The sequence below is a fragment of the Paraburkholderia sp. BGA-UO-ETr-F12 genome (genome assembly GCF_059567945.1).
This window is the reverse complement of the sequence record NZ_JCAQOZ010000046.1, coordinates 391,438-407,641: the sequence shown is the minus strand read 5'-3', so window position 1 is coordinate 407,641 and position 16,204 is coordinate 391,438. Positions and strand designations below refer to the sequence as shown.

Annotated in this window: 13 protein-coding genes and 1 pseudogene; 6 read left to right on the top strand and 8 right to left on the bottom strand. The window is 61.1% G+C overall.

Going from position 1 to position 16,204, the window contains the following annotated elements; all coding sequences use genetic code 11:
- Both cydB and AC57B6_RS21045 read left to right on the top strand, forming a co-directional pair.
- Positions 1–1,008: a cytochrome d ubiquinol oxidase subunit II gene (gene cydB / locus AC57B6_RS21050; RefSeq protein WP_028194725.1), complete on the top strand. Its 1,008-nt coding sequence runs from the start codon at positions 1–3 to the stop codon at positions 1,006–1,008.
- A 37-nt stretch (positions 1,009–1,045) separates the two neighbouring features.
- Positions 1,046–1,957, top strand: coding sequence for a bestrophin family protein (locus tag AC57B6_RS21045; protein ID WP_178371086.1), 912 nt, complete (start codon positions 1,046–1,048; stop codon positions 1,955–1,957).
- A gap of 23 nt (positions 1,958–1,980) precedes the next feature.
- Here AC57B6_RS21045 and AC57B6_RS21040 read toward each other — a convergent pair whose 3' ends face one another.
- Entirely contained in the window at positions 1,981–3,408 is a 1,428-nt protein-coding gene (locus tag AC57B6_RS21040; protein ID WP_496422032.1) for an aminotransferase-like domain-containing protein, read from the bottom strand.
- 273 nt (positions 3,409–3,681) lie between these two features.
- Between AC57B6_RS21040 and AC57B6_RS21035 the strand changes: the two genes are divergently transcribed.
- Both AC57B6_RS21035 and atpD read left to right on the top strand, forming a co-directional pair.
- The gene (locus AC57B6_RS21035) at positions 3,682–4,671 is read left to right on the top strand and encodes a LysR family transcriptional regulator (RefSeq protein WP_253044738.1); all 990 of its coding nucleotides are present in this window, start codon (positions 3,682–3,684) and stop codon (positions 4,669–4,671) included.
- Between the two features lie 314 nt (positions 4,672–4,985).
- Complete coding sequence (gene atpD / locus AC57B6_RS21030) at positions 4,986–6,365, top strand: F0F1 ATP synthase subunit beta (protein WP_496422031.1); 1,380 nt, start codon at positions 4,986–4,988, stop codon at positions 6,363–6,365.
- Positions 6,366–6,427: 62 nt separating this feature from the next.
- Here the strand turns inward: atpD and AC57B6_RS21025 are convergent, their stop codons facing one another.
- Positions 6,428–7,231: a family 1 encapsulin nanocompartment shell protein gene (locus AC57B6_RS21025; RefSeq protein WP_028194720.1), complete on the bottom strand. Its 804-nt coding sequence runs from the start codon at positions 7,229–7,231 to the stop codon at positions 6,428–6,430.
- Complete coding sequence (locus AC57B6_RS21020) at positions 7,224–8,282, bottom strand: Dyp-type peroxidase (RefSeq protein WP_028194719.1); 1,059 nt, start codon at positions 8,280–8,282, stop codon at positions 7,224–7,226. Before AC57B6_RS21020 ends, AC57B6_RS21025 begins: the two co-directional genes overlap by 8 nt.
- Positions 8,283–8,682: 400 nt before the next feature.
- On the opposite strand from AC57B6_RS21020, the pseudogene AC57B6_RS21015 reads away from it, so the two are divergent.
- Together AC57B6_RS21015 and AC57B6_RS21010 are read left to right on the top strand one after the other, a co-directional pair.
- Positions 8,683–9,573 (top strand): annotated as a pseudogene (locus tag AC57B6_RS21015) (LysR family transcriptional regulator); the annotation flags it as partial.
- Positions 9,574–10,188: 615 nt separating this feature from the next.
- Entirely contained in the window at positions 10,189–10,629 is a 441-nt protein-coding gene (locus AC57B6_RS21010) for an ester cyclase (protein WP_454807341.1), read from the top strand.
- 39 nt (positions 10,630–10,668) lie between these two features.
- On the opposite strand, the gene AC57B6_RS21005 is transcribed toward AC57B6_RS21010, so the two are convergent.
- The 5 genes from AC57B6_RS21005 to AC57B6_RS20985 form a co-directional block, all read right to left on the bottom strand.
- Positions 10,669–10,818, bottom strand: a complete 150-nt coding sequence (locus AC57B6_RS21005) for a hypothetical protein (RefSeq protein WP_167531021.1) — start codon at positions 10,816–10,818, stop codon at positions 10,669–10,671.
- A 175-nt stretch (positions 10,819–10,993) separates the two neighbouring features.
- Positions 10,994–12,070: a porin gene (locus AC57B6_RS21000; protein WP_496422030.1), complete on the bottom strand. Its 1,077-nt coding sequence runs from the start codon at positions 12,068–12,070 to the stop codon at positions 10,994–10,996.
- A gap of 70 nt (positions 12,071–12,140) precedes the next feature.
- Positions 12,141–13,208 carry an ABC transporter ATP-binding protein gene (locus AC57B6_RS20995; RefSeq protein ID WP_216750616.1) on the bottom strand — a complete coding sequence of 356 codons (1,068 nt, stop codon included), beginning with the start codon at positions 13,206–13,208 and terminating at the stop codon, positions 12,141–12,143.
- A complete protein-coding gene (locus AC57B6_RS20990; protein WP_496422029.1) occupies positions 13,201–14,970 on the bottom strand; it encodes an ABC transporter permease in 1,770 nt (589 codons plus the stop codon). Before AC57B6_RS20990 ends, AC57B6_RS20995 begins: the two co-directional genes overlap by 8 nt.
- Before the next feature lie 100 nt (positions 14,971–15,070).
- The gene (locus AC57B6_RS20985; protein ID WP_025496325.1) at positions 15,071–16,159 is read right to left on the bottom strand and encodes an ABC transporter substrate-binding protein; all 1,089 of its coding nucleotides are present in this window, start codon (positions 16,157–16,159) and stop codon (positions 15,071–15,073) included.
- Positions 16,160–16,204 lie beyond the last annotated feature (45 nt).

Here is a 16,204-nt window from a genome sequence, read left to right as displayed (position 1 = left end):
ATGCAGATCGATCTTCCTGTTGTGTGGGCCGCGATCATCGGACTCGGTGTTTTCATCTACGTGATGCTGGACGGCTTCGATCTCGGCATTGGCCTGCTGTTTCCGTTTTTCGAGGGGAAGGGCGACCGGCAGGTGATGCTCAATACCATCGCACCGGTCTGGGACGGTAACGAGACCTTTCTTGTGCTGGGCGGCGCCGGGCTATACGGGGCGTTTCCGGTGGTTTATTCGACGCTGCTGCCGGCCAACTATCTGCCGCTGATCCTGATGGTGGTGGGTCTGATCTTTCGCGGAGCGGCCTTCGAATTGCGCGCCAAGGCCGTCAGGACCCAGCACGCGTGGGACCTCGCTTTCATTGGCGGTTCCGCGCTCGCGGGGCTTTGCCAGGGCATCGTGCTGGGCTCGCTGCTGCAAGGCATCAAGATCGTCGACGGCCGCTTCGCCGGTGAACCGTTCGACTGGCTCTCGCCGTTCAGCCTGTTCTGCGGAATCGGTGTGCTGACTACGTATGCGACGCTCGGCTGCGGCTGGCTCATCCTGAAGACGGACGGCGAATTGCAGCGCAAGATGCGCGAACTGATGCGGCCGCTCGTGAGCGTCCTGCTTGGCGCGATGATGATTGTGAGTCTCTGGACCGTGATTGGATTGCCGGCAGTTGCGCATCGCTGGTTCGGCAGCGGCAATCTCGGCTGGTTCCTGCCGGTGCCGATTCTTGTGATTGCCTGCGTGTGGGGCGTGTTCCGTTCGGTGCGTCTGAAGCACGAAGCCACCCCGTTTCTGCTCACCCTCGGGCTGTGCTTTCTCGGTTACAGCGGCTTGCTCATCAGCATCTGGCCCAACATCGTGCCGCCTTCGCTGACGATCTGGGAGGCCTCGTCGAGCCACTCGAGCCAGTTGTTCGCGCTGGTCGGCACGGTGATCGTGTTGCCGGTCATTCTCGTCTACAACGTCATGCAGTACCGCGTATTCCGGGGCAAGGTGCGCGAAGGGGACGCCGGCTACCACTGAGGGTGGCGGCGCAGTCAGACTATTACAAGAGCACGTTATGATTGTGAGGCCAGGGCAAAACTGGTTCCGGCTGCTGTTTATCTGGAATGGTTCTGTATTGCAGTCGATTATTCCTCAACTGGTTTTTATGGGGGCTGTCAGCAGTCTTGCCGTGCTGACGCACGGGCGCATTTTCGGCGAGAAGATCCCGCTCAATACGGCGCCGTTCACGTTATTTGGCCTCGCGCTGGCGATCTTTCTCGCGTTCCGCAATAACGCAAGCTATGAGCGCTTCAACGAGGCGCGCCATCTCTGGGGCAGCACGCTGATCTCAGCGCGCTCGCTGACTTCACAGATGCTGTGCTACGTGCCGCGCGGCGATCACAACGTGCAAATGGCCCATACCCTGATTGCGGCCGTGTACGCGTTGAAGCATCAATTGCGTGGGACCGATCCGACGCCGGACCTCGTTCGACTGCTCGGACGCACGCGAGCCGAGGCACTGCAGCACACCTGCTACAAACCGACTGCGCTGCTCAACGACGTTCGTCGCAATCTGGCCGATCTGCAGGTCCGCGGATTGATCTCGGACACGAAGCTCTGGATGCTGGACGCGCAGATCGACGAGTTGGGAAAGACGGTGGGTGGTTGTGAACGGATCGCATCCACGCCGATTCCGTTCGCCTACAGCGTGCTGCTGCACCGTACCGTCTACGCCTATTGCGTGTTGCTGCCGTTCGGTCTTGTGGATTCGACGGAGTTCTTCACGCCGCTGCTCTGCGTTTTCATTTCTTATACGCTGATTGCGCTGGAAGCGATCGCCAGCGAAGTCGCCGAGCCCTTTTCGCTTGCGCCGAATGCGCTGGCGCTTGATGCGATAACCCGCAATATCGAACGCTCGGTTCTCGAACTATGCGGCTGCGAACTGCCCGCCGAGGTGCAACCGCTGCGCTCGTACCAACTGACCTAGCGGCGCTCATCGACGCGCCCGTGCTAACGGGCGCACCTCGCAACCAGCTTGCCGACGGTAATCACCGCCTGTTCGATCTCGCTCGACCAGGCGCTGCTGTAATTGAGGCGGATGAAGTTCCGATAGGTCGTCTCCGAGACCGAGAACATGTAGCCCGGGCCGATGGTGATGCCTTCATCGAGCGCGAGCTTATAGAGCCGCATGGCGTCGACCTTGGGCGGCAGTTCGATCCACAGCACATATCCGCCGGCCGGGTTGGACATGCGCGTACCTTCGGGGAAGAAGCGCGCGACGGTGGCCTTCATCAGATTGGCCTGCTGCGCATACGCTTTTCGGACTCGTCGCAGGTGATGCTCGTAGCCGTCGCGCTCGAGGAATTCCGCAATCGCCATTTGCGGGATCGACGGAGAAGTCAGGGTGTTCAGAAACTTGAGTTTCTCGACCTTGTCGCGATACCGGCCCGGCAGCGCCCAACCAATCCGGTACGCTGCCGTGAGGGTCTTCGAGAACGAGCCGCAGTGCAGCACCAGTCCCTTCGTGTCGAAGGATTTCAACGTGCTCGGGTGCGTGCTGTCATAGTGCAATTCGTTGTAGACACCGTTCTCGATGACCGGAATGTCCCACTTCGTGAGGCGTTGCACGAGTTCGCGCTTGCGTTCGTCGGGCATCAGAAAGCCCAGCGGATTCTGGAAGTTCGGCATGATCATGCAGGCCGCGATGGTCTGCGATTCCACAATCGCGGCCAGTGCCTCGATATCGATGCCGTGTTCCGGATGCGTCGACACTTCAATCGCTTTCATGCCCATCCGTTCGATCGCGTGGAGCATCGCGTAGAACGTCGGTGACTCGACCGCGATCACGTCGCCGGGTTTCGCGACCGCCTGGAGGCACAGGTTGATCGCTTCAGTCGCGCCGACCGTGATGACGATCTCGTTCGGATCGACCGCCATGCCGTTCTCGAGGTAACGACGCGCGATCTGGCGCATGAGTGCCGCGTTGCCGGGCGGCAGCGCATCCGTCACGCCCCAGCGGGTCTTGCCCCGGCCCGCGTCGTAAGCGTAGCGGTTGAGCTTTTCGAATGGAAACAGCGTGGCATCGGGATAGGGCGAACCGAGCGGCACGGCGTCGTCGACACCGATCGAGCGCAAGGTGGACAGCACGAGGCGGCTCACATCGACCGGCGACGAAATCGGGATCGGTTTCGACGGCCGGAGCTCGAGCGCTTTGCGCTCGCCGCTGTCGCCCCGGAAGTTGACGAAATAGCCCGACTGGGGCCTCGCCGTTAGCAAACCACGGCTTTCGAGCAGCAGATAGGCGCGGATGACGGTCGTCACGCTCAGCCGATGCTGCTGGCTGCTCTGCCGTACCGACGGCAGGCGTTCGCCATGCCCGTACATGCCTTGCCGGATCAGTTTCTCGATATCGTCTGCAAGCTTCTTGTAGAGATTCATCGGACGATTCCCTTAGCGTTTTGCCGCCGCATCCGTGCCGGTCTCCGCGCCGGCTGATGCGCGCTTGCGTGGCTGTGCCGCACGGCTGGTGCCGAGATCGTAGCAGAACTGTACTGGCCGGAGCCGGTCCGATTTGTGCACTCTGCGAGCGACTGCCCGGCCTTACTCTGTTCTCCATCGAATACGCATTGCCAGGTCCCCACGCCGGGGCCTTGCGATGCGTAAGAACGTATTCGGATGATGCGAAATCGGTACATAGGGAGAATGGGCACCATGAATCTGCTAGAAGCCATGCGGATTTACGTCAGAGTGGTTGAACGGGAGAGTATTTCCGGCGCGGCGCGAGACCTGAATATCGGTCAGCCGGCCGCGAGCGAGCGCATCGAGCGGCTCGAGAAGTATCTGGGCTGCCGGCTTCTGCTGCGTAGCGCGCGCGCTTTCAATTGCACGCCTGAAGGGCTCACCTTCTACGAGCGCAGCAAGCGGATCCTGCATGCCGTGGAGCAGGCGGTCGCCGAAGTGTCGAACGACGGCGAGGAGCTCAAGGGCACGATCCGTATCGCGGCGCCGCACTGCTTTGGCGAAACGATCGTGCCGGAGGTGTTGACGCGGGTGCGTGAAACCTATCCGCAACTGGAACTGGAACTGGTCCTGAACGACAGGATCGTCGATCTGGTGACGGAGGGCGTGGACATTTCATTTCGTCTTGGGCAACTGGGCGAAGGGGCTTTCATTGCCCGTCAGTTGGGTCAGGTTGGGCGCGTGCTGGTTGCCGCGCCGGGCTATCTGGGCCAGCACGGTCCGATTGCCGAGCCGTCTGAACTGGTGAAGCATCCATTCATCCGGGTGCAGGGCATGTTCGGCACGGACCAGTTGCCGCTCAGGCACGTCGCGACGGTGGTGGAAAGCGTGCCGATCCGCACTGCGATCAGGACGAGTCATTGGCGGCCCATGTATGAAATGATCCTCGCGGGTGCGGGCATCGGCGTGCTGGAAGAGCCGGCGTGCGTCGAGGCGCTCGCGGACGGGCGGCTGGTCCGCATCCTGCCGGAATTCGAAGTGCTGCCATTCGATCTGAATGTACTGACGCAGGCGCAACGTCCGGTGCCGCCGAGGGTGCGGACGATGGTGACGACGTTGAGAAAGTACACGTCGGAAATTCTGGAAAGAGTGCACGTCGATTGCGGCGAAGTGACAAATCGCTTCGAAGTACTTCCCGACGATGAGGTGTCCGCGATTCTGAAACCGTCGTTGCGGGCCTGAGCCCTCGACGAGCGGGTCAGCTTCTGTTTTCCCGGCGAAGTCACTCCGCTGGATTATCGAGCAACTTGCCAGGTGGAAACATCCTCCGCGCACCGATTCTAAATATCGGCTCAGGCTGTTTCCAGTTTGGCTAGCGTGTGGGCCGGATAGGCGATTCCTCAACCGATAGCAGGAATCGGGAAGAACAAGTGGCAAGTTTGACGGGAAGGACTATCTTTCATAGGCAGCGCAGTTCATTCACGCAGCTCGCTCATTTAGCTTCCGGCATTCGCTGCCTGTTTGCTCGATTCCGCAAAACGCGATGAGGTTTGACGATGGTTGAAGGCAAAATCGTGCAATGCATCGGCGCCGTTATCGACGTGGAGTTTCCGCCTGGGCACATTCCAAAGATCTACGACGCGCTGGTGCTGGAAGGCTCGGACCTCACACTCGAAGTCCAGCAGCAGTTGGGCGACGGCGTAGTCCGCACCATCTGCCTGGGTTCGTCGGACGGCTTGCGCCGGGGCCTGATGGTAAAGAACACCGGTCACCCGATTTCCGTGCCAGTCGGGAGGGCAACCCTAGGCCGCATCATGGATGTACTGGGGCGTCCGATCGATGAAGCAGGGCCGATCGATAGCGAGCACACGCGTTCGATTCACCAGAAGGCGCCCGCATTCGAGGAATTGTCGCCGTCGACGGAGTTGCTCGAAACCGGCATCAAGGTTATCGACCTGATCTGCCCGTTTGCGAAGGGCGGTAAGGTTGGCCTGTTCGGTGGCGCAGGCGTGGGCAAGACCGTGAACATGATGGAACTGATCAACAACATCGCTAAAGAACACGGTGGTTACTCCGTGTTCGCCGGTGTTGGCGAGCGGACCCGTGAAGGGAACGACTTCTATCACGAGATGAAGGATTCGAACGTTCTCGACAAGGTGACGCTCGTGTACGGCCAGATGAACGAGCCGCCGGGCAACCGTCTGCGTGTCGCGCTGACCGGTCTGACGATCGCTGAATACTTTCGTGACGAAGGCCTCGACGTACTGTTCTTCGTCGACAACATCTACCGTTTCACGCTGGCAGGCACGGAAGTGTCGGCACTGCTCGGCCGTATGCCGTCGGCAGTGGGCTATCAGCCGACGCTGGCTGAGGAAATGGGCAAGCTGCAAGAGCGTATTACGTCGACCAAGACTGGCTCGATCACGTCGGTTCAGGCCGTGTACGTCCCTGCGGATGACTTGACCGACCCGTCGCCGGCTACGACCTTCGGCCACCTGGACGCAACCGTCGTGTTGTCGCGTGACATCGCTTCGCTGGGTATCTATCCGGCAGTCGACCCGCTCGATTCGACCTCGCGTCAGATCGACCCGAACGTGATCGGCGAAGAACACTACTCGATTACGCGCGGCGTGCAGCAAACGCTGCAACGCTACAAGGAACTGCGCGACATTATCGCGATTCTGGGTATGGACGAACTGGCGCCGGAAGACAAGCTCGCCGTGGCGCGTGCGCGGAAGATCCAGCGTTTCCTGTCGCAGCCGTTCCACGTCGCCGAAGTATTCACGGGGACGCCGGGCAAATATGTATCGCTGAAAGAAACGATTCGTGGCTTCAGGATGATCGTCGACGGCGAATGCGACAGCCTGCCGGAGCAGGCGTTCTACATGGTCGGCACGATCGACGAGGCTTTCGAAAAGGCCCGGAAAATGAAGTAGATCCGGGCCTGGGCAGGCGCTTGTTCCAGCGGCCTTATTTGGCCTGCCTCATTCGGCCTGGGTCATTCGGCCTGAGTCAGCGACACCGATGCTTCACTCGTCAGCGCGAGGAAGGTCAGCGTCTCGCGCAGATAGAGGCGCACTACCGTGTCGGTATGGCTCGAATAACCGATCGACAGTTCTTCGCCAAGGTGCAGTTCGAAATCGCCGCCTCGCGTGGAGATCACGCTGCCGCCTGCCAGCGCGGGCGCCCAGATGACGTCGCCGCTCACAATCCGCTTGATGTGTTCGATGACCGGATAACCCTGATCGCGCGCCTCGGCGAGTGCCGTGTAGGCGTCGGCGCCAAGCAGCACGGAATAGGGACCGTCGACACCGGCAAGCCGCAGTTCTTCGAGCGCGTTGCTGATCGTGTTCGGATAAGCGGCAATGTCGGCCGGCAGTGCGAGCGCCGGGTTCGACGAGCCTTCGCGCAGGCCGCCGATACCCGCGGCCTTGTAGCCGTCGAAAATCGCGCGATCTTCGGCATAGGCGAGTTCTTTTGCGGCTTCCTTCGCGGGCTGCCAGTCAGCATCTTTTGCGCCGCGCAAGACGCTGTCGATCGCTTCGCGCTGCAGTTCGAACGGCACGGTCAACTCGACAAGGCTCTTGACCTCGGACAGCTTCGCCACAACGCCCGGCTGCGGCGCGGCGATCGCGATCTGGTGCCCGGTGCCGACGCCGGATAGTTCGGTTCCGCCAGGGCCCTTGACGTCAACCACTCGACGGCCGGCAACACTGCGCTTGAAGGTGCGAGCCACTTCGTCTTCGATCTGCGACCAGGCGGCATGAGAGATGGGGGCAAGCTCGCGATGCAGATTATTCATGTTGAGAGATTCCCTTGAGAGAGCCAATATTCAGCGAGCCGTCATGACGCGGCCCTGCGGATGAAGAGGAGTCGGGCGCTGGCGCGACCACGGCGGCAGTTTGCGGATCGCGATCCGCGAGCGCCTCGAGCAAGCTGGCCGACGGCACGAAGAAGAGGTTGCCCGTGACCGCGCGGCTGTAATCGAGCAGCCGGTCGTAGTTGCCCGGCGGCCGCCCGACGAACATGTTTTCCATCATCTGCTCGATCGGTTCGGGCGAACGCGCATAGCCGATGAAGTAGGTGCCGAACTCGCCCATGCCGGGGCGCCCGAACGGCATGTTGTCGCGCAGGATCTTCACTTCCTCGCCGTTTTCGGTGATCGTGGTGAGCGAGCTGTGCGAACAGGTGGGTTTGACCGCTTCGTCGAGTTCGATATCGGACAGTTTCGTGCGGCCGATAATGCGCTCCTGAGTCTCGACCGAAAGCGCGTTCCAGCCGGTCATGTCGTGCAGGTACTTCTGCACGATGACGTAGCTGCCGGCCTCGAATTCCGGATCCTCGTCGCCGATAAGCGTGAAGTCCACGGCCTCGCGACCTTCTGGATTCTCGGTACCGTCGACGAAGCCCACCATGCTGCGCAGATCGAAGTTGCGAAATCCGTGCACTTCTTCGATCACCGTGACCGCATCGCCGAGCCGTCCCGCCAGTTGCGTGGCGAGTTCGAAGCAGAGATCCATCTGATCCGCGCGGATGTGCAGCAGGATATCGCCGGGCGTGCTCACGGCGCGACGTTCACCCGAGCCGAATTCGCGAAACGGATGCAGGGCCGCCGGGCGTGGCGCGCCGAACAGCGTGTCCCACACGTCGGAGCCGAAGCCGACCACGCACGACAGGTTGCCGGACGGGACGCGCTTGCCCACCGAGCGCACCAGGGCGGCAACGTCGCCGCACCACGCACGCACCTGTTCAGCGGGGTCCTGACCATCCTTGAGGGTCGCGACGATGAAGATCGCGCTACGGGTAATGTTATTACATACGGCTTGCGGTTCTGGGATGTCGTCTTTAGGCATCGGATTGATTATGGATAAACCGTCACGGATTCCAGGAGTGGAGCGAATGCTTTCTGTTTGCTATACACCCGGGGATGTTATACCGCCGAGGCACTTTATGGAAAGTGCGTGAAGGTCTTCAACGAGTTCGCACGCGGCCTTGAGAAGGCCGAATGACGGTTCGATAGCGTTGCGCGGGCTGAGTCAGCCGGCGTTGTGCCAATGCGGTGTCGGGCGTGATTGGGCGCCGATATGTTTCGACATTATTCTGTCGTAATTCTCTGCGTCTGTTTCGATACTTCATATTGGGTCCGACGGTCTTTTATTCTCCTGTCATCCCGTTACCATCCGAACAGGCTTCGCTATTGTGGCCCAGAAGGCGACACCAATTAATTCGCATTGCGAATGGAGGTTGAGTACGGTGAATCTGCTCGAAGCCATGCGCATCTACGTCAGGATGGTTGAACGCGGGAGTATTTCCGGCGCGGCGCGAGACCTGAATATCGGTCAGCCGGCCGCGAGCGAGCGCATCGAGCGGCTCGAGAAGTATCTGGGCTGCCGGCTTCTGCTGCGTAGCGCGCGGGCTTTCAATTGCACGCCTGAAGGGCTCACTTTCTACGAGCGCAGCAAGCGGATCCTGCATGCCGTGGAGCAGGCGGTCGCCGAGGTGTCGAACGACGGCGAGGAACTCAAGGGCACGATCCGTATCGCGGCGCCGCACTGCTTTGGCGAAACGATCGTGCCGGAGGTGTTGACGCGGGTGCGTGAAACCTATCCGCAACTGGAGCTGGAACTGGTTCTGAACGACAGGATCGTCGATCTGGTGACGGAGGGCGTGGACATTTCATTTCGTCTTGGGCAACTGGGCGAAGGGGCTTTCATTGCCCGTCAGTTGGGTCAGGTTGGGCGCGTGCTGGTTGCCGCGCCGGGCTATCTGGGCCAGCACGGTCCGATTGCCGAGCCGTCTGAACTGGTGAAGCATCCATTCATCCGGGTGCAGGGCATGTTCGGCACGGACCAGTTGCCGCTCAGGCACGTCGCGACGGTGGTGGAAAGCGTGCCGATTCGCACTGCGACCAGGACGAGTCATTGGCGGCCCATGTATGAAATGATCCTCGCGGGTGCGGGCATCGGCGTGCTGGAAGAACCGGCGTGCGTCGAGGCGCTCGCGGACGGGCGGCTGGTTCGCATCCTGCCGGAATTCGACCTGCCGCCATTGGAATTGAATCTCCTGAGTCAGACACAGCGCGAGGTCTCCACGCGGGTACGGCTGATTGTGACGATGCTGAACAACTGCACGCCGGACATTCTCGGCAGAGTGCGCGCGGAGATCGATGCTCACTTCGACCGATGCCATGCATCGGAAATAAACCGATGGCACGCGCTGCGAAAATCACTATCTTTGATAGACACCGTCGCCGATACGAGGAGCTATCAAATGGCACAGCAATTGATTGTTGCAGTTTTCGACAGCGTGGACGTTGCCGAAAGAGCGGGCCGGGATTTCAGGAATTTCGAGGAAAAAGACCTTGGTTTCAAAATCGAGAGCGGCGTACTGGTTCAAAAGGACGCTACAGGTAAGCTGATTTTGCTCGACAAGCAGACCCGGCCGTTTTGGGGCACAGTGATCGGTGCGTTAACTGGCGGTCTGATCGGAATGCTCGGGGGGCCGGTCGGGTCGATCCTTGGCTTCACGATCGGAGCGAGCGGTGGATTGGCTGAGCACGCAATCAAGGACGCGTTCGATGACGACCTGGTCGCCGCGATAACCAGCAAACTGAGTTCCGGCCATGTCGCATTTATCCTCGAAGCGCAGGAAGCGTCACCGTTTGAAGTCGACAATATCGTGCTCGGTTATGGCGGCACCATTTTCCGCAAAGCGCTACCCTGATCGCGAGCACCATCCAATCTTCAGGAGTAACCGGACATGACTGTACCGCCCGACGAAGCCGTCACCCGTGAAGCGATTGAAGGGCTCTATCGCGCCTTCGAGCAGAAAAGCGTCCCCTTGTTACGAAAGGTGGTGACCCCGGACTGGGAATATGTTCCCGAGCCCGTCGGCGTGGCGCCAGGACCCGACCAGATGGTGCCCATATTCGCGACCCTTGCCACAGCGTTGCCGGATATGAAAATCGCTATTCTCGACGTGCTGATTCATGGGGACCGGGTAGGCGTTCGTGCGGAGGTCAGCGGCACGCAAACCGGGGAGCTACTTGGCATTGCTGCCAGTTCCAGACACATCAGTTTCGCGATTCACTCTTTCCATCAGATGCGCGGAAGTCTGATCGCGAAGACGTGGCACCTGGAGGACTGGTTATCGGTATTCCGGCAGCTTGGGCAGTTGCCGCCCACGCTCGGACGGTCTTGAGTTGCCGCCGGTACGGACGCGTTGGCGCCGGGAAAAGTGTCAATGCGCGTGATGGATTGCTGCCGCGACCAGAAGATGAAACGGCAGCACGAGGAGTGCCGTACCGCCGACGCCGAGCAGCCACAATGCAACGAACCATAGCAGACCGTGGCGCGGCGTTTCAGGGGTATCGCGGCTTGTCTGTGACATGGCATGACTCCTGTCGGCATGGGCGCGAATCTGATAACGAAGCGGGCGCTTGTTCAGTTTGCTCGATTTATTCTAGGCGATCGAATGGTATAGAGCTATCTAAAACCAGACGAACGAGGCGCACCGAAGGATTGACCTTCGGCGCGCCTCGCTCTGCTTTACCCGCGTCAATGCATCAGAACCGATGCTGAATCCCCGCCGTCACACCCGCTTGCGTATCCGCCGCGCCGGTCAGATCGCGCGACAGGCTGACCGCGTTGCCATGCTTGGCCATGGCATAACCGCCCGCCAAATACAGCACGGTTCGTTTTGACAACGCGTACTGCCCGCGCAGGGAGATCAGCGTCGGATCGGCGTCGCTCGCATCCTTGATGTCCTGGTGATAGACCGCGGCAAACAGCGAGAAGAACGGCGTCACGTCGTATTGACCGCCGAGCCAGTACATATCGCTGCGCAACGTCGGCGCGGCGGTGTGGAAGGTGCGCCGATAGTTGCGATAGCCGGCCATCGCCTTCACCGCGCCGAAGTCATAACTCAAGCCCGCATGAATGCCCTGGATGTAGTTGGTGGTGTCCGCGGGCGTCACGCTGTCGTTGGCGCCGTTCTGCCGGTCGAACGTAGCGACCACGGCGAATGGACCATTCTCGTAGCCCAGCCCGAAGTCATATTTCGAGCTCGACTTCATGCTGCCCGGCACGTTGCCGAAGCCGTACATGGCGCCGAATTTGAAACCGGAGAATGTGCCGTCATAGCGCACGGAATTGGCCGAACGCGAGAACAAACCGTCCTTGCGGCCACCCGTCGCCGTGGATGAGGTCGCCCACGAGTAGTTCGGCGCGTAACCCATCGGGTCGAACTGCAGCATGTAGTCATAGGTGGTCGTGAAATTGCGGCCGAGCGTGATTTGCCCGAAGCGGTTTTTCAGGCCGATCGTGGCGCGGCGGTCGAAGATCGCGCCGGGGCCGTCGTCGAACTGACCGTTCGCAATGTTGATGCCGCTCTCCAACTGAAAGACCGCTTTCAGGCCGCCGCCCAGATCCTCGACGCCACGCAGGCCCCAGCGCGAAGTGTTCTTGCCGCCGGACACGAGACGCGCGGCGCCACCGTCCTTGCTCGCGTGATTCACATACTCGACGCCCGCGTCGACGATGCCGTACAAGGTCACGCTCGATTGCGCATGCGCCGCTGCTGCAAATCCGGCGAGGCCGGCGCAGGTCATGCCAAGGGTTGCCTTCTTCATACTCCACTTCATCAACAGTCTCCTGTGCTTGTTTTTTTTACTTCGGTTGGGGATGCGGTGCTGCCGGGTCCATAGACACGTGTTAGCTCGCCTGCGCGAACGCCCAGCAGTCGTTGGCGGGAAATTCAATCCAGTGGCGGCCGGCCGCGCGCGGCACGTGGCCGAAGGCACGCAGGCGCAGATCGCCGCAATGGAACAGGTACTCCCAGCGGTCGCCGAGATACATCGAGGTAATCAGGTCGGCCTCGAGGCGGTTCGCGCCCGGACCATCGGCGACCTGCACACGCTCGAGGCGAATCACGGCCTGTGCGTTTTGCCCGGTGCTGAGCGCTTCGCGCGCCTGCGCCTGCAATTGCCAGCCGTCGCCGGCCAGCGTCACGCGTTCGCCGTCGACCGCGGCCACGCGTGCGTCGATGCGGTTATTGCTGCCCATGAACTCGGCGGTATAGAGCGAGCGGGGCGCACCATACAGTTCGGCCGGCGTGCCTTCCTGTTCGATGCGCCCGTTGCGCAGCAGCAGGATGCGATCGGACATCGCCATCGCTTCGGTCTGATCGTGCGTGACGCACAACGCGGACAAACCCAGTGAAACGATCAGTTCGCGCAACCAGGCGCGCGCTTCTTCACGCAGCTTGGCGTCGAGATTCGACAGCGGTTCGTCGAGCAGAATGACGGGCGGGTTGTAGACCAGCGCGCGCGCAATCGCCACCCGCTGCTGCTGGCCGCCGGAAAGCTGATACGGATAACGCGCGGCGAGATGGCCGAGGCCGAGCTGGTCGAGCGCGGACTGCACGCGTTTTTTCTGCTCAGCGGCCGATACGCGCCGCAACTTCAAGCCATAGCCGACGTTGTCCGCCACGGTGCGATGCGGCCATAGCGCATACGACTGAAACACGAGACCGAGCGAGCGTTGTTCGACCGGCAGATCGACTTGAGCGGTGCCGTCGAAGAACACCTTGCCGTCCAGTTCGATACGGCCCGAAGAGGGCTGCTCGAGTCCCGCGACCGCACGCAGCAGGGTGGTCTTGCCGCTGCCCGACGCGCCGAGCAGGCATACCACTTCGCCGGGGTTCAGGTCGAACGACACACCCTTCAGAATCGGGTTGTCGCCATAGCTGAGAAACAGGTTGTCGACCGAGAGCTTATCCATGCAATTTCACTCCGAAGCGCAGGGCGACGCCGAGTCCGACGCCGACCATCGCGATGTTGATGACAGAAAGCGCCGCGACCTGATCGACCGCGCCGGTCGCCCACAGCGACACCAGCAGCGCGCCGATCACTTCAGTGCCGGGCGAGAGCAGATAGACCGCGGTCGAGTATTCGCGCTCGAAAATCATGAAAATCAGCAGCCATGCCGCGAGCAGGCCGAAGCGCACGAGCGGCAGCGTCACGTCGAGACTGACGCGTGCGCGGGTGCCGCCGACGCTGCGGCCCGCTTCTTCGAGTTCGGGTCCGACTTGCAGCAGTGCGCTTTGAATCAGGCGCATGCCGTACGCGAGCCACACGACCGTGTAGGCAATCCAGATGCTCCACATGGAGTTCTTCAATTCCTTCAGGCCGGGCACGAAGAGGAAAATCCACAGGAAGGCGAGACCGGCGAGCAAGCCGGGCACCGCACGCGGCAGCAGCACGAGGTAATCGAGCAGGCGCGTGGCCCAGTCGTTGCGGCGATGGCCGGCAAAGGCGACCAGCGAATAGAAACCCACAGCCAGTGCGCCGCCGATTACGCCGATGCCGAGCGTGTTGAGAATCGCGCGAACCAGGTTGTCCTGTTCGAACAGTTCGGTGAAGTTCGCGAGCGTCAGCACGTCGGCGAGATTCACGCCTTCGCCCCAGTTGGTGACGAACGCGCGCAGCGTGATGCCGGAGAGCGGGACGAACACCGTGAGCAGCAGCCACAGCGCGACGATTGCCAATGCAACCCAACGCCATGCGCCGAGCGGCAACACGGTCTGACGTCCCGCTTTACCCTTGACCGTGACAAAGCGGTTCGCGCTCTTCAGCAAGCGTCGTTGCAACAGCACCAGCGGAAAAGTGATTGCGACGATGCATACGGCGACTGCGGCCATCAGGTGATACGAAGGCACGCCGAGCTTGTTCGTGAGCTTGTACAGGTACGTCGCCAGCACGAGATGGCCTTCGGGGTCGCCGAGTACAAGCGGCAGGCCAAACACTTCGAAGCCGAGGAAGAACACCAGCACGCCCGCGAACAACAGCGCGGGCAGCGTCATCGGCAGGCTCACGTCGAGCGCGACGCGGAACGGCCGCGCTCCGGCGACGCGCGCGGCTTCTTCGACATCCGAACCGAGATTGCGCAGCGCGGCCGACGAATACAGGTACACGTGGGGCACATGCGTGAGCCCGACGATGATCGTGATCGCGAGAACCGAATACACGCTCCAGGGCGCTTCGGCGGCGCCGAACAATGCCTTCCACCAGACCGAATAGAAACCGACCGGGCCGGCCGCGACCACGTAGCCGAATGCAAGCACCATCGGCGAAACGAACACGGGGGTGAGTAGCAGCGGTTCGAGCCAGCGGCGTCCAGGCAAGTCGGTGCGCACCATCAGGAACGCCAGAATGCCGCCGAGCGGGATCGAGATGAACAGCATCCCGCCCGCGATGATGAAAGAGTTCTTCAGTGCGGACCAGAAGTCGGGGTCGCTGAAAATGAATTCGAAACCGGCCAGACCGAATGTGCGTTTCGCGTCGAAGAACGGTGCGTTCAGCACGCTTTGCAGCAGAATGAAGCCGAGCGGCAGCGCCACCGCGACGGTCAGCACCGCGACGACGAGCCAGCGCAGCAAGCCCGCAAATGGCTGCAGACCGCCGCGCGGCAGCGCGCCTCTCGTGCCGCCGTCGGCCGCGCGTGGTGAGGCATCGCGGTGTCCGGTTGCGCTAGTGGAAAGCATGAGTGTCCCCCTGCAGCGTAAAAGCCGCATATCGACAGGTAGTCAGGAAAGGTAGGGCGCCCGCGCGTTTCGGCGCGCGCGCCGTCAGGTCAGTCGAGGCTTAGCGCTTGATCGACTGTTGCCATTGCTTGAGGAATTCAAGCCGCTTGGACTGGTCGAGATACACCAGCAGGCCGGCGCCGATCGGGATCGGCTTGAGCGAGTCGCCAAGCTGCTTCGTCAGACCGGCCATCGACGTTTCACCGTCTACGTCCGCGCGAATCGAGAACAGGCTCGCCTGGTTCGCGAGCAAGGTCTGACCGCGTTGCGACAGCAGATAGTCGACCCACAGCTTCGCGGCATTAGGGCTTTGCGCCTTCTTCGAAATCGTCACGAGGCGGCTCACCACCAGCGTGTAGTCCTTCGGATAGACGTAGCCGATCGACGGGTCTTTCTTCGCTTTGGTGAGCGCGTACGAGCCAAGAATGTTGTAGCCGATCAGGTTTTCACCCGACGAGATGCGTTCCATCATCGCGCCGGTACTCGATTGCAGCTTCGGGCCGGTTGCGCCCATGGCTTTCACGAGATCCCAGGTGACTTGCGGATTGACGCGCGCGTCCTGCGTCAGATAGTTGAAGCCGACACCGGATTTTTCGATGTCGTACGTCGTGACCTTACCCTTGAACTGATCGGGCTTGTTTTGCAGCAGCTTGATCAGATCGGCGCGCGTTTGCGGCACTTCGCCGGCCGGCAGCAGGCGCTTGTTGTAGACGATCGCGAGCGGCTCGTAGGTGGTGCCGTATGCCTGCTTCTGATACTGCGCCCATTGCGGCAACTGCTTCGCTTCGGGCGATTCGTAGCTGGCCATCAGACCGTCGTTGACGAGCTTCACCTGCAGGTCCATCGCGGAACTCCACAGCACGTCGGCGCTGGTGCTGCTGGCCGCGTTCTCGCTGATGTAGCGGTTGTACAGCTCGGTGCTGTTCATGTCGTTGTATTCGACCTTGATGCCGTACAAGCTTTCAAAATCCTTGATGAGCGGGCGCACGAGGGCGGTGTCCGTGACCGAATACACGATCAGCTTGCCTTCCTTCTTCGCCCCGTCGACGGTGGTCTGGTAGTCGCTGGGATAACCGGCCGGAAAGGCCGCCCACGCTGAGTTTGCGGCGAATGCAACCGCTACGGCGAGATACTTCAAAGAGATTTGCACGTCTTCCTCCAGAAAACATTGTGTTTGTTTTGTGTAGGCGAATGG

Excerpts from the sequence above, each read along its gene's own strand:
- AC57B6_RS21005 (WP_167531021.1), bottom strand. The coding sequence starts at position 10,818 with ATGTCACAGACAAGCCGCGATACCCCTGAAACGCCGCGCCACGGTCTG.
- cydB (WP_028194725.1), top strand. The coding sequence starts at position 1 with ATGCAGATCGATCTTCCTGTTGTGTGGGCCGCGATCATCGGACTCGGT.
- AC57B6_RS21020 (WP_028194719.1), bottom strand. The coding sequence starts at position 8,282 with ATGCCTAAAGACGACATCCCAGAACCGCAAGCCGTATGTAATAACATT.
- AC57B6_RS21040 (WP_496422032.1), bottom strand. The coding sequence starts at position 3,408 with ATGAATCTCTACAAGAAGCTTGCAGACGATATCGAGAAACTGATCCGG.
- AC57B6_RS20995 (WP_216750616.1), bottom strand. The coding sequence starts at position 13,208 with ATGGATAAGCTCTCGGTCGACAACCTGTTTCTCAGCTATGGCGACAAC.
- AC57B6_RS21045 (WP_178371086.1), top strand. The coding sequence starts at position 1,046 with ATGATTGTGAGGCCAGGGCAAAACTGGTTCCGGCTGCTGTTTATCTGG.
- AC57B6_RS20990 (WP_496422029.1), bottom strand. The coding sequence starts at position 14,970 with ATGCTTTCCACTAGCGCAACCGGACACCGCGATGCCTCACCACGCGCG.
- AC57B6_RS21000 (WP_496422030.1), bottom strand. The coding sequence starts at position 12,070 with ATGAAGTGGAGTATGAAGAAGGCAACCCTTGGCATGACCTGCGCCGGC.
- AC57B6_RS21010 (WP_454807341.1), top strand. The coding sequence starts at position 10,189 with ATGACTGTACCGCCCGACGAAGCCGTCACCCGTGAAGCGATTGAAGGG.
- AC57B6_RS21025 (WP_028194720.1), bottom strand. The coding sequence starts at position 7,231 with ATGAATAATCTGCATCGCGAGCTTGCCCCCATCTCTCATGCCGCCTGG.
- atpD (WP_496422031.1), top strand. The coding sequence starts at position 4,986 with ATGGTTGAAGGCAAAATCGTGCAATGCATCGGCGCCGTTATCGACGTG.
- AC57B6_RS21035 (WP_253044738.1), top strand. The coding sequence starts at position 3,682 with ATGAATCTGCTAGAAGCCATGCGGATTTACGTCAGAGTGGTTGAACGG.